Source organism: Bacteroides bouchesdurhonensis, from assembly GCF_900155865.1.
Lineage (GTDB): Bacteria > Bacteroidota > Bacteroidia > Bacteroidales > Bacteroidaceae > Bacteroides > Bacteroides bouchesdurhonensis.
On record NZ_LT707006.1, the window covers coordinates 833,037 to 847,118 of the forward strand.

The following is a 14,082-nucleotide window of genomic DNA, read 5'->3' on the forward strand; positions in this document are numbered from 1 at the left end:
TTGTTATTGCCATCCTGGGTTTTGGGTCATATTTACATTTCGCTTCAGTTCTTCGGTCGGTATAGGGAAGAAATACATTTTTTGTTCAAAGTTTTTAGGCATTGAAGTAATGGCTGTAGGTACATAATATAATTGTATTTTATCTTCATCATAACTGATGTTGATATTACAACCCATTAATGGCATATTTTCTTCTACCATAGCATCTTTCCATCTACGATTATCAAGGAAACGGAAAGCATTTTCACCAAGAAACTCTATTTGTCGTTCTCTTTTTATTCTAGTACGGAGTTCACCTTGATCAGCATATATATCATCCTTAAAATCTGGTAAACCGGCACGAAAACGGATTTGTTTTAACGCATATCTCATTTCCTCAATATCACGTGAAATGGTCGTACTAGTTCCGTTATAGGTTACTACATTGTGCGTGGTTGTCAGTTCGTTAAGTGCCTCTGCATAAATCAATAGTACTTCTGCATAACGCATTGAAGGTTCTGTTTTGTTTACCACATATCCTCCAGTCGTCAACGCGTCTTCAGGGTTATAGAATTTTTTGAAACCAATACCACTTAAAGGGAGATCTTCTTTGAATCCTAATTTTCCGTCGTTCTCATTTTTGTAGTAGAAAAGTTGTTGTCTTCTATATTTACTTTCATTCGCACTTTCGCATTCCCAAATAGAACCATTGTATGCAATAGATGCATAGAATCTAGGTTCCCGGTTAGCATATTGTAATGAAACTTTTGCTGGTAAATATGGATATTCTGTTGAACTAGTTGTAAATCCTCTTTCTTGGTAATAGCCGTCAGCTTTTCCTTCTTGGATGGTACGTCCGTCATTCATATAATAAGCATCTACCATTTTTTGGGAAACGCCAATTTTATTACCTCCATTTAAGGTTCGTGGTATGCAAGACTCCACTAATCCTCTAATAGTGTTATGTCCTTCATTGGTACGGGTGAAAATCAATTCATCATTTTTAGAACCAAGGATTGTTCCATCAAAAATTGATTTATACGATGCATATGGGTCAACATCAGCCCAGCCGTTAGGAAATTCTTTATCAGAATATTCTGGATGATGTGGAGGCATGATAGTTGTTGCTGACGGTTTTATAATATTTAATGCGTATTGGTTTAATTCCATTACGTCTTTGGCAGCGGCGGCGGCTCGTGCCCATTTCCCTTCATCGTAAGTTTGGTTAATTAATTGATTTCCTACGTTATCTTTCATGTTGAATAAATCTGTATTTCCATTAAATAATGGACTTGCTGCATACAGAAGTACTCGTGCGCGTAAAGTCAGAGCAGCTCCCTTAGTAGGGTGTCCCATGTTATTAATGGTACGTCTTACCGGTAGGTTTACAGCTGCAAGTTCCAAATCTTCGTTAATAAAGTTAATGATATCATCGAATTTGGAACGTGGTAATGAAAGTGTTTCATATGAAAGATTCACATCTAATCCTTCTTTAGGAATTAAGGGAATGGGGCCATATCTACGAAGTAAAGACCAATAAGCATAAGCGCGTAAAAAATGTGCTTGTGCGGTATAATCAGAGATTTCTGTGAGCGTTAGTTCGGGACATCTGCCAACATTTTCAATAAATGTGGAAGCTTTACGTACACTCTCGTATACCTTATACATTGTACCGGCTGCACCACGACCATCCATATTGTCTAATGGGTCATCAGCACTGTAATTACCATTCTGCATTGCTTTTTCATCTGGATTAATCAGGTCATCGGATCCCCAGCGATAACGCTCTTTAAACTCTGCCATAAAATTCATTCCTTCATAGGCGTTAGCCAACCATCCATCTACATAGATTTTTTTTGCAAAAGCCGAATCCAGAGAAAGTTGATCGTAGAAATATTTATCTACATTAAGATAATCGGCACATGAACTAAGCATAAAGATTGTCCCTATTGCTATTATGTTGAATATTAATTTTTTCATATTTAATATTTTGTTAGAATTCAACTTGAACTGAGAATGAGTATGTCCGGCTAATTGGATAATTAGAACCGCTTTCATTATTACCTTCCGGATCCCACCATTTAAATGGACTCCAAGTGTAGAGATTTTCTCCAACAAAGCCTAGGCGTATATTGCTCATATACATTTTGCGAGCAAACCCTTTGGGTAGATCATAAGTAACTTCCACATTTTTTAGGCGTAAGTAACGTCCGTTTTTCATCCAGAAAGTAGATTTACGATTGTTGTTTGCATTATTTCCCCAAGTTAAGCGTGGCCAATCTGCATTCGGATTTTCTGTGTCAGCTGTTCCAGAGACTTCTCTTGGACTCCAACGGTTGCCATCTACCATTTCTTGAAGAATGTTACCTGTCATTCCATTATGGAATGCATGAGGTCCGTTTCCACCCACAAACCAGTCACGTCTACCTGCTCCTTGGAACAAGACATTAACATAAAGATTTTTCCATTGGACACTTGCTCCCATACCATATTGTAAGCCTGGCATTTCTCTATATCCTAATGGTACATAATCATCATCTGTGATAACGCCGTCACCATTTACATCTTTGTATTTGATATCTCCAGGTAAAACGGGGCGTCCATCTGTTGCTAACCCTGTTTGTGATGGGCTGCAATCTATATCTTCTTGATCTTTGAATAATCCAAGCGCAATCAAACCACGTGTCTGATTGAGGCGGAATCCTTTATCCATCTTATACCAAAGTTCATTAGCTGCTTCATCACGGTCTACGATTTCATTATTTTGGTAAGTCATGTTGGCACGTAATGTGATATCTACTTGTCCGATTCGTTGCAAGAAAGCAATGTTACCATCCCATCCTGTGGCTTTCATGCGTCCAACATTTGCCATTGGAGTTTGATCGGCCAGACCTGTAGTTAATGGCATGTGATTACGTCTCATGAAAATATCATCGCGTACGTCTTTATAGATATCGACTGTACCTGTTAATTTACTGTTGAAAAGATTGAAATCGATACCTAAATTGTATTTTTTTGCAGTTTCCCAAGTTAATTTTGGAGTACCAACCGTTGTTATACGGTATCCTTGAATTCCATGAGAACCGAATTCTCCCCAGTTATACCCACTGGTTGTTCCTATTAAAGAAATGTAAGGAAAACGTTGTCCACCGATATTATCATTACCTACTAAACCATAAGAACCTCTAATTTTAAGCATTTCTAGCCATGGTGCAATTCTTTTAATAAATGGTTCTTCAGAAATAACCCATCCGGCAGAATAGGAAGGGAAGAAGCCAAATTGTTTGCCATGCTCAAAATTCTCAGATCCTGTGTATCCCCAATTGAACTCCACCAAGTATCTGTCACGAAATGCATAAGTAAAGCTTCCTGAATAGGCGAGATTACGGTGAGGGATAGAAGCGATAATATCACCTTCATTGGCAAGTCTGGTATCTGCATTTTGTTCTTGATAAAGCATGGCATAAGCTCCTACGCGATGAACCTCTGCAAATAACCGATTGTATTTTAAATGGGCACGTAAATAATTACGTTTCCAGCCTTCGGTCGTCACAGTTTGGGTCATTGTCTGTGGATTGGATGTCCTACGAAGAATTAGTTGACCTTTTTGATCGCGATAGTTTTGAGCTACCCACAATTCAGGTAATTTACGGCGATTGGTAATATTTGAATTTTGTGTATCAAATGCGTAAGTACCTTCAAATATCAATCCTTTAGTAATAAAATTTAGTTCTTGTTGTAAAGTAACGTTTAATTCTGCTTTATTTTCCCATATGGTTCTATATCCTGTTTGGGTTAATTGAATTTCAGGTGTCAATCGACCATTAACATGGGGCCACTGTCCGGTTGAATATTTACGTGGAGAACTTAAAGGAGTAAATTCTGAGAATGATCCCCAGATATTGTCTCCTTCTGCACCTGGTTGTGTGCGGTCAACTAACCATCCACCTACTCCAATTCTTACTAAAGTGGTTTTAGTTAGATTCATATCAACATTTGCACGATAATTGTATCGTTTGTAGGTGGAGTTGGTATTATATTTATTTTCTGAACTTTGAGTCTTGTAAATACCATTTTCATCATAATATTGTCCAGATACATAGTATCTGACATTATCACCTCCTCCTGAGAAACTGATTTCTGCTTTGTATTGTGGGCTTCCTTTTTTAAGCATAAGGTCTTGCCAGTTTATATTAGGATACAAATCAGGGTCTAGTCCGTTTTGGATAATATTGAGTTCCTCTGGGGTATACAGAGGACTCTCATAACGTCCTATTTTAGCTTCATTTGCCAATGTAGCCCAATCATATGCATTGGCAAACTGTGGCATACGTCCTGTTTGATTATAACCATAAGTAAAACGAGCCCTAATATTAATTTTACCTGGCTTACCTCGTTTAGTGGTAATTAATACAACTCCATTTGCTCCTTTGGAACCATAGAGAGCTGTAGCAGATGCATCTTTCAGAATAGAGAAGGACTCAATATCTTGTACCGGTATTTCATTCATGCTTCGTTCTACTCCATCTACCAATACAAGTGCTCCACTACCGCTACCAAATGTACTAATACCTCGAATCCAGAACTCAGACATGTTTTCACCCGGTTCACCTGAACTTTGAACAGCAATGATACCAGGAACCACTCCTGCTAAAGAGTTTGTCAGGTTTCCGGAAGGAGACGCTAATTGTTTAATATCTACAGATGTATAAGCACCGGTTAGAGTCTTCTTGGTTTGTGTACCACTAGCTGTAACTACGACTTCGTCGATTTTTTTACTACTTTCAGTCAATTTGATATCTACATTTGAGATATCTTTGATTTTCACAATCGGGAGCTCGACTACATCGTAGCCAAGAAATGAAATGACCAGAATATCAAATTGACTAACTTTTAATTTGAATTTTCCATCTATATCAGTTGTTACACCCAATCCTGGTTGTCCTTTGGCAATAATAGAAGCTCCAATGACCGGCCCCATTTCATCTCTTACAATACCTTTTACTTCAATCGTATTGTTTTGTCTCGACTGCTGGGCAAAGCTTGAAATTTGTGTACCCAGCAAGAGTAGTAACATAAAAATTGCCCGCTGTATGTTATTCATAATATATTATAATTATCTGTTTATTTTTCATATTATTTATTCTACTACAACTCGACGTATACAGTGATTGTCGCGGTCGGCTACATACATAGCACCGTCACTCAAAAATACGACAGCTTCAGGACCACGGAAACGGGCACGGTCGGGAGTACCATCTTTATAACCTGCTTCAGTGCCTTTACCGGCATATAGTGAAACTTCACCTTGTGGAGTTATTTTGCGGATGCAATGATTGTCTTTGTCGGGAACAAACAGATTTCCATCTTCGTCAAGAGCCGGTTGTCCTGGCCAATTAAATCGTGCTCCTGTTCCAACTCCGTTGGCATACCCAGATTCTCCCCAAAGTCCTGCAAACATTTCAGGAACACCAAATGTACGAGTTTCTGTATCATAATTTATTTTATAGATACAATGTCTATTACGAATTACAACATAAAGTGTGGAACCATCTTGGGAGAATAACATTCTCATCTCCACATTTGAACTTCCACTGATACGGAAGAGTTGTTCGTATGGTGTATCTTCTTGTGTTGCAGTCTTACCGGTACCAGTATATCGATAAATATATCCATCTGTTTGGCTGTCGAAGAAAACTTCTCCAGTTTTCGGATTTACTGCAATTCCCTGTGTTTGTGCGCCTTTCATATAAACGAAAGGTTTAGTATCAACAAATCCTCCGGCACGTGTACAATAGAGGATATTAACATCTGTTGTTACCTCATGACTGGATTTATTGGTTATATAAAGAGTATCTTCGTTCTTGCTGAAAGCCAAACAAGTCGGTGATTGGAATGGACCTGCTGAACATTGAACTAATGTTTCTATTAAATCTTCACGTGCACGGCGTAGAGCACCGTTTTTATCCGTTCCACGACCTTCGTCAACAAAGTACATTGCATCATCTTTATCGGCGAGAAGAAACCAAGGACGTTGTAAACGTGCTTCTCCATAATCACCGTCTATACGTCCGTTTTCTTGGTCTTTACCTGCTAAAGTCGTTACGTTACGTTTAAATTTGTAGCGGAATGGTTTATCCAATGCATATTCTTCTACGTTGTCTCCTTGACCCACATATAAGCGCACATATCCGGTGTCTGCACGGGCAGGAACTACTGCGTAAATATAATCGTTCTTTACACCAACAATTTTGGCTTTCTTGTCATTGACAGTAACATACAAATAGTTACTGTCTGTACCAAAATTCTGTCCTTTCAATACAAGCTGAGTTCCAACACCGCCACTGTCTGGGCTGAATGACTCTAGAATAATTGGTTTACTGAAATCCGGTGGCGTACTTTGGACACTGGAAATGATAGGAGGAAGGTCACTGTTATTGCATCCACTAATAATGGATAGTGCAACAATTAGAAATAGCGGAATGCTAATTCCTAATCTCAAACTTGTTTTTCTATTAAATTTCATAAGTAATAGATTAAAGAATGAATTTAATAATTAATTAGATAATGGTTAATTGGAAAACTGACTACTATTTATATGTATAGTTGTCTGGAGGTAATTTAATACATGGTTTTTTCATTGTTTCTAATATTTAAAGTTATAACAATTGGTTCTATATTCTAAAATATCTTTAGTAGGATGATAATCTTACTAAAGGAGTGTTGTGTGTTTTTATGCTTTATTTCTCATTAATTAGTGTTTTATATTTGTATTAGTTATAATTAAATAAGGTTTTATTTTGTCTTATTAACTGTTTTGCGAAAGTATAATAATTAGATGGTTTATAAAAGAATTAACTCGGATAAATTTTATTTATGGCACCGATATTAACTAATTTGTCTTTAATATTAACTAATTTGGCTCTAATATTAACATTATGTCTTGTTTACTATTGTTGTTTCTTGAGGATTTTTTATCTTTACTCTATTTGATAGTGAATTGTTCTCTGATTGAATGTCATTATTGAGCTAGATTTACATTAATATATCTACTTTATTGAGGTTTTATATTGAAGTGGAATATTGATTCTACTAGAAATTTGGTTTTACTCTGTGACTAATAAAACAGTTGCATTACATTTATATTTTAAAGAGATTTATGAGTAAAGGATAAATAAAGGTGAACCATCACTAATTAAAAACGAGAAACTATACTAAAAATGAGCACAAAGCCCAAAGCCATTTCATGTGTTCAATTTGCGAAAATATATTCCTTCTAACTGCTTAATACATAAATAATGCAAAAATGATGTTTTTTTCTTTAGGGTGGGATTAACTTTCAATCATTTATATGGTCATATATACATTATTCACTTAATATGATAATTAAAATATGAAAAAGCAGATTTTAAGTTTAGTTGTTGTCTTATTAATAGGTACAACAGTTTGTATTGCACAAAATCGTCCACAAGGTCAACAAAGAAAAGTTGATAGAGAAAAGCGTATGGAGAAAATAATTACAGATTTGGGGCTGAATGAAAAACAGGCAAAAGATTTTAAAGCTGCTCTGGAGGAAATGAGACCTGCTAAACAGAAATCGGGTGAAAGACCTTCGCGCGAGGAGATGCAGAAGAAGAGGACAGAAGTAGAAGCTAAGATAAAAAAGATCTTAACGGATGAGCAATACAAGAAATATCAGGATATGCGTAAGAAGGAAAACGAAAATAGAAGAAAGAGAACTAAATAACTTCGCTTATTCTTTTAAACTTTTTATTCATAAATATGGTGTGAGGTGACAATATATTTGTTATTTCATAAAGAGAAAGAAAGTATATTGTTGAAAAATGATATACTTTCTTCCTTTTATATATTATATAGGATATTTACACCAAGTACTTGAGTGTAAATAATGCGGCTAAAATATACATTGTAATCGATATCTTTTTAAACTTACCGCAAAGTAAGTTAGTCAGTACATAACTTATAAGTCCAAGTACGATGCCATCAGAAATGCTATAAGCCATCGGAATCATGATGATACAGATAAATGCAGGGACTGATTCCGTATAATCATCTAAATCAATTTCTTTAATTGGAGACATCATAAACAGTCCTACTAATACCAGAATGGGGCAAGTTGCTGCACTTGGAATAGAAAGAAAAAGTGGGGCGAAAAGTAATGCGACAGCGAAACAAAGAGCTGTTACAAAGGAAGTAATACCAGAACGTCCTCCCTGTGCAATGCCCGACGCACTTTCAACATAAGTGCTAACAGTATTGGTTCCTAACATTGCACCTACTGTAGTACCGATAGCATCAGCCATAAACGCCTCTTTGACATGTGGAATCTTTCCATTTTCCATCATTCCGGCTTTATTAGAAACACCGACTAGAGTACCTATTGTGTCGAACATATCAATAAACAGAAGTGTGAATACGGTAAATGCCATTTTAGTTGTGAAGACTTCAGTAAAATCAAATTTAAAGAAAACCGGTGCTAATGACGGCGGGGCACTTATAATCCCGTTATATTCTGTGATACCCATAGGTACGCCAATTAGCATAGTAGCAAGAATTCCCCATAACATAGAACCCTTAACCTTTTTGATAAGCAATACGGACGTAATGGCAAGGCCGATGAGTGCAAGTAAAGGAGATCCTGATGTGATATTGCCTAGTGTCACCAAGGTTGCATCGTTATTGGTTATTACACCAGCATTTTGTAATCCTATAAAAGCGATGAATAGTCCGATACCTGCTCCGATAGCACTTTTCAACGAGTTAGGTATGGCATTGAGTATAGCTTCTCGGAGATTAGAAAGAGTTAATAAGATAAATAAGATTCCTTCGATGAGGACGGCAGTTAATGCAAATTCCCATGTATTACCCATGCCTAAACAGACTGTGAATGCGAAAAAAACATTTAAACCCATTCCGGGTGCTAATGCAAAAGGTAGTTTAGCCCAGGTAGACATGATGAGTGTAGCAATGAAAGAAGCAACAGCAGTCGCAGTAAATACAGCTCCTTTGTCCATACCAGTTACACTTAAGATACTTGGATTGACAGCCAAAATATAAGACATGGTCAAGAATGTAGTAAGTCCAGCCAATATTTCAGTTTTTAGTTGCATTGATTTTGGATTGAATCCGAGTAATTTTCGTAGCATAACTGTTTTATTAAAAGTATTCTGTAGTAAGTGATTTTTTAGTAGTACAAAAATAGATAAAATAATCAGTTATAATGAAACATGAATCTATTTTGTTATAGTTACCCACGGCTTTTTCATTTAAGCTTTGATTTAGGGATACAATCCCCCTCCCCATGCCAGTGTGACATGGGCGGATATTCCGTATTTGGAAATCAATGTGTTGGGAATAATCAAATCTAATTTTTTTTCATTTTTGAGTCAGAAAATGTAACACCTTAGTGAAGCTTACCGATAGCTCCCTCATTATCTCAGCCGTGCCTTTTCGCTTATCTGATATTTTTTTCCTTCTGTTCTTCCAAACAGCAATCAGTGCCAAGACCATCCTTTGAATTGTGTCGAGGTTCCTAGCCGCCCGTTCAGCCTTACGCTTTTTCCTTGTCGACAATAAATTCTTTCCCACGGTATATACGGCATATCCTTGACTCAATCCTGCCGTGTTCCAAGTATGGACCTTCCTTGTAGACATCAGTCGGGGTGGCGGTCTTTATAGAGTCTTCGAGCCCATAGCGCAAAGATCTTTGATTCGCCTTGAGTTCGATCACGAAGTCTGCTCCTTTCTCTCTAATCTTGTCTATTATTACCTTTCCTCTAAAAAGAAAAATCCCCAGCTCTTATATTCGTATGTAACTTACTTGTATCTAATTAATTATACTTATAGTCCGTAAATTTTCCCACAAAACGCCTAAGACGACAAGTGTTTTGTCGTCCGAAGTAATAAAGTTTGTTACTTTCCTCTTCAGCCTGAAAGGACTACGCCGGTGTCCAATCCCTCTATGGATACAATAATTTTGTAAACGCGCTCCTGTGGCAGCACAAAGGTAATTATGTTGTCGATAGAGGTATATCGGAAAGGTCTATCCGACCCATAACGATTCTAATGCCTGAATATCATTTTGCCATTCCGCCTCCTTTTCAAGACGCTTGAGGTAAACATCTATAAAATCCTCGTCTTTTGTCAGCATGTGCCATACCGCGACCAATAGCTTTCGGGCGATGGCTACTTGTATCTTCATCTTGTTCTTATGGCGTTGGGTGCATTGCACGTAGCTGAAGTTTGAGAAAAAGCAGTTGCGGGTTCTTGATGCGACCCAGGATATTTCAATCAATATCTGACGCAGGAATCGGTTCCCATGCGTCGTCCTGTTGCTCTTGACTTTATTGTTGCTTATATCATTGCGTGGTTTCAATCCACACCATCCTACGAGGTTTGTTGCTTTTTCAAACGGTTTCATGTCAGCCCCGGTCTCCGCAATTATAGCCGAAGCGGCGCGTTCTTTAACACCGGGGATGCTCTGTAGACGTTTGAATTGTTTCGGGAAGTGTTCCTGGCACATGGCAATGAGAGCATTCCTGCATTCTTCGATTTGTCGCTCGATTACCTCTATAAGCTCTGCGTATTGCTTTAACAAACAGATGTCTGCCTGGTGGAAGTCACCCGTTACGGCATCCTTTATGATGTTGCGTCCGTATTTACGCAGAGTTTTTCCATGAATGAGTTTCACCAGCTCCTCAGGGTCTGTTATACCGGTTATTATTGCACGGACGCACTTCTGATAGCTTTTTCCATTGACTCGGGATACATAGTTACTTAACCGAAAACCACATCGCTGTAAAGCAGCGTCCAGTTTATTGGTGTTATACGTCAGGTCTTCATTCAGGTCGAAGATGCGACGGTTATACTTGCGCATGTCCTGCACTGTCTTATCCGGCACAAAGCTTCCCCGAATCAGATTCTTCAACAAGCATTCCGCTATCCATTGGGCATCCTTCACATCACTCTTGCGACCGGGAAGCTGCTTTATAAAATAAGGATTTACCAATTTGAGAGACATGCTCTCGCACAAGGCATTCCACACTGGAACCCAATAGGTCGAAGTGCTTTCCATTGCTGCCTCTGTCACCCCATGAGAAACCATGTCGGAACACATAAGTTGTAAATCAGGAGTCAATGTACCATAAACTTTTGCAAAAATAACGGACTCTGTATTGTCCATCACACAGAGATAAATTGTATCTTTGTGGACATCGAGGCCGGCCACGATTCTGTCTTTGTCCATATTTGAGATTTTTTAGTTACACTCCTTAAATATAGGACATTCATAACAATTAAACGAAGTATGAAGCAGAGTTTGCGGGTTGGCCTCGGTTTTTATTACGCTGGTGTAGAAAAACTCGATTTTTCTATATAATTTTGGAATGACATGGCATCTGCGGTGACGACACATCCTGACACGTCTGGTTTGTCCAATAACCGGGGCACGGATTTGATTTCATTACTTTTCTCCTTGCAAACATCAGTAGCCAAAGTAAAGCCCGAACGATGTGAGTATGCAGAAACGATATCAGGGTTACGTCCGTTTTCGTACAAGGTACCTCGCATGGCCTTGCCATCAATACAAATGATGTCAGTTGGCGAAGAGGATATTTCCTTGCGGAAAACGTCTGCAAAAGCAGACATCCGATCAGCCTTTTTTCATCGTCTATGCATTGAAACACACGGCAAAGCGTAGCTTCCGAGGGTAATCCATACGAAAATAGTCCTTTCGCCCGCAGGCGTTTCAAATGACGTTTGCCAAATTGAAGTATTTCAGCTCTGGTTATACACTTGCTGAGTCTCCCCAATATGACAAGCATAAGTATGTCTTCAAGTTTGTGTTTGAAGTTTCCCATACTTGTTCTGCGGTATTCAGGGGCTGAGGATACAAATTTTCTCAAATGAGTCAGGATGCTGCCACGAAGACAGTCAAGGTGTTTCTTTTTTAGTAATATTACGTGTAAAAAGTTGTATATCAGGGAAATAAACCGTATTTTTGCTATCGCGAAAACAAAGGCGGAAAACAATATCAACATCATATTTTATTGAATTCCGCCTATAAAAAAATAAAAATGAACGATGAGAAGAAACACCTAATGCGGTGCTTCAGCATCGCTGTGCGCGAATATAGGGATTTTTACTGCAATAACAAGCGAGGAACAATATTTCTTAAATGAAAAAGCCGGGATAATCAAATATAAAAGTAGTACTTCAAGCATAAACTTCTCACGCCATTTGTTTATCTTTACCGCGGATTTTAACAGCACACTATTTATTAGCTCTAAATATTGGTCAAGTTCGTTCAGATTCATTTTTTCAGGATGTAGGAACCCTTAATATAATGAATCGGTAGGACTTGGTCTATTTTTTATCTGTTAATTCAAAAGTTACCGAACTATTGTTATAAGTTAATTACGTTAATATTGCATAATATGAAGTATAATAAATGATTATATTTTCTTTATTTATAAAAATATACAGATAAAATCTGTTTTTCTATTAACCTTTCAATATATCTATTATGAAAAGAAAAATGCTTAAGATTGTTATGCTATTGGTTGTAGCTATCAGCTTGTATAACATTTTCATTTGTTCTTCAATGGGAAAGAAATCTGTTTCTATAATTCTGAATGACATCGAGGCAGTCGCTGCAGATGTGAGCGGAATTAATCATGGACGTCTTTTATTACAGTCAACATCTGGATACTTTAAATGTGCTAATTGTACAGGTACAGATTGTGGCGCGGTATGCTAGAATCAAATCGAGAACTGACTAAAGTATTCTAATTTATCCTTATTATCATAGGAATAATACATCTTTCAGTCAGTTCTCTATTAACCTTTCACATTAAGAAAACTTTCCAATTTAAGATATGAATTATATAAAATATCAAGATGAAATCATACCTACTTGAAATATTGTGTATCATGCTTTTTCTTTCTTCGTGTCATTCATCCAAAAAAGAAAATGATTTGAATGAAAAAAAAATTGAAATAAAGATTAATGAAGCATCGAAAATTCATTTTTCTAATATTTTTGAACAGGTGAATTATATACCTTTAGAAACAACAGACTCTTCCCTAATTGGAACAGTAGAACGTTTGCGAATATTCGACAATAAAGTTTGTTTGTTAAGTGATAAATCACTTCTGTTATTCAATAAACAGAGTGGCAATGTAGAACTCCAGTTATCAAAATTAGGCAGTGCACCTGAAGATTACAAATCACTATATGATGTCTATATTGATAATGAGATGGGAGAAATTGAATTATTAGATATGAATGGAAAAAAAATTCAGAAATATAATATGCATGGGCAATATAAGAGTTCATTATCTCTACCATTCATGTCATTTTCATTCACAAAAACAGGCAAGTCAGATTATTGGTTTTATAATAATAATTTGATTTCTGATCAAACAAAATCTAAAGTTATCCATTATGATTCTAAAGAGAGAAAAATTTTAGAAGAATATTTTCCTATTGACTCATCTCTCTCTAATTTTTTCTTTGTCGTTGAAGGTAATAATTTTGTCAACAAAAAAGATGGAATGTTTTTCTTTTCATGTCCGTCTCAAAATATTTACTTGATTGATAACAAACTATCTCCACAAGTTGCTTATACATTTGATTTTGGTAAACATTCTATTCCTGAGGAGTTTTTTAAGCATAATTTTTCAGATATAATGGAATTTTCCATAGAAGCTAATAAGCGGGAATATGTTTATTTTGTTAATAATTTTGCATTAAACAAAGAGTATATAATGCTATCTTTTCTCTTAGATAAAAAATGTTTTTGGAGCATTCACAATACTTTAAATAGCATTAACATCGCAGGAAATATTTTAGAAGATGATATCAATACTTTATCTCATATTAATATTGATAATTTGAATACACTTATCACAATGGATGAGGAAGCTCTTTATTTTCTTATTTCATCAGAACAATTTATCAACATGTGTAAGGACAATAAGGAGTTTCAAAAAATATTGATTAATAATAATATTACAGAAGAGTCAAATCCAATATTAGTAAAATGTACTTTCAAGAAAAAACTATAGAATATCTAGCAGTAA

8 protein-coding genes and 1 pseudogene are annotated in these 14,082 nt (G+C 36.6%); 2 read left to right on the forward strand and 7 right to left on the reverse strand.

The window, feature by feature from the left end; translation table 11 throughout:
• Positions 1–3 precede the first annotated feature (3 nt).
• From CZ225_RS03170 to CZ225_RS03180, 3 genes are read right to left on the reverse strand one after another with little or no spacing between them, the layout of a single operon-like run.
• Complete coding sequence (locus CZ225_RS03170; RefSeq protein WP_077152951.1) at positions 4–1,959, reverse strand: RagB/SusD family nutrient uptake outer membrane protein; 1,956 nt, start codon at positions 1,957–1,959, stop codon at positions 4–6.
• Positions 1,960–1,972: 13 nt separating this feature from the next.
• Positions 1,973–5,083, reverse strand: coding sequence for a SusC/RagA family TonB-linked outer membrane protein (locus tag CZ225_RS03175; protein WP_077152952.1), 3,111 nt, complete (start codon positions 5,081–5,083; stop codon positions 1,973–1,975).
• Positions 5,084–5,119: 36 nt separating this feature from the next.
• A complete protein-coding gene (locus CZ225_RS03180; RefSeq protein WP_077152953.1) occupies positions 5,120–6,505 on the reverse strand; it encodes an IPT/TIG domain-containing protein in 1,386 nt (461 codons plus the stop codon).
• Positions 6,506–7,372: 867 nt separating this feature from the next.
• Here CZ225_RS03180 and CZ225_RS03185 point away from each other — a divergent pair.
• A complete protein-coding gene (locus tag CZ225_RS03185; RefSeq protein WP_077152954.1) occupies positions 7,373–7,726 on the forward strand; it encodes a hypothetical protein in 354 nt (117 codons plus the stop codon).
• A gap of 136 nt (positions 7,727–7,862) precedes the next feature.
• On the opposite strand, the gene CZ225_RS03190 is transcribed toward CZ225_RS03185, so the two are convergent.
• The 4 genes and pseudogenes from CZ225_RS03190 to CZ225_RS24675 form a co-directional block, all read right to left on the reverse strand.
• On the reverse strand, positions 7,863–9,146 hold the full coding sequence (locus tag CZ225_RS03190) for an NCS2 family permease (RefSeq protein WP_077152955.1): 1,284 nt from the start codon (positions 9,144–9,146) through the stop codon (positions 7,863–7,865).
• A gap of 896 nt (positions 9,147–10,042) precedes the next feature.
• Positions 10,043–11,245: an IS110 family RNA-guided transposase gene (locus CZ225_RS03200; protein ID WP_077152882.1), complete on the reverse strand. Its 1,203-nt coding sequence runs from the start codon at positions 11,243–11,245 to the stop codon at positions 10,043–10,045.
• Positions 11,246–11,340: 95 nt separating this feature from the next.
• Positions 11,341–11,646, reverse strand: a complete 306-nt coding sequence (locus CZ225_RS23830; RefSeq protein WP_200800566.1) for a hypothetical protein — start codon at positions 11,644–11,646, stop codon at positions 11,341–11,343.
• A gap of 74 nt (positions 11,647–11,720) precedes the next feature.
• Positions 11,721–12,041 (reverse strand): annotated as a pseudogene (locus tag CZ225_RS24675) (ISAs1 family transposase); the annotation flags it as partial.
• A gap of 934 nt (positions 12,042–12,975) precedes the next feature.
• Between CZ225_RS24675 and CZ225_RS03220 the strand changes: the two are divergent.
• A complete protein-coding gene (locus CZ225_RS03220; RefSeq protein ID WP_234982987.1) occupies positions 12,976–14,067 on the forward strand; it encodes a 6-bladed beta-propeller in 1,092 nt (363 codons plus the stop codon).
• Positions 14,068–14,082: the final 15 nt, after the last annotated feature.